Origin of the sequence: Halomonas elongata (assembly GCF_029081005.1) — a bacterium.
Taxonomy (GTDB): Bacteria; Pseudomonadota; Gammaproteobacteria; order Pseudomonadales; family Halomonadaceae; genus Halomonas; species Halomonas elongata_B.
Window position 1 is genome coordinate 1 of sequence record NZ_JAJQTQ010000152.1, and the last position, 311, is coordinate 311.

General features: G+C 61.4%; 1 protein-coding gene. It reads right to left on the bottom strand.

What is annotated here, in order from left to right:
* Nucleotides 1–311 (bottom strand): hypothetical protein (locus LU493_RS19870; RefSeq protein WP_275289518.1); only part of this gene is annotated, 311 nt, incomplete at both ends.

Sequence of the window (311 nt, forward strand, 5' to 3'; positions counted from 1 at the left end):
TCGGTCGAGCCATCCTCATCGGTGGCCGTGACGGTAAAGCTGTCCATCAGGTTATCGACGTCTTCCTCCGGCGCGTTAGTCAGGAGGTAGTCATAGTCGAGGGTGATGGTGCCGTCATCGGCCTGGCTATAGCCGTCAAGGGTCAGCTCGCCGTACTGCGTAGAGAGGGTTTGTGAATCGCTGCCCAGCGCTTCCACCTCGGCCTTGCTCAGCGCGAGCGTGGCCGACTCGCCATTCTCGTCGGTGTAATCCAGGGTCACGGCACCCGTATCCTGCAGGCCATCCAGGGCCTTGAGGGTAAAGCTGGACGC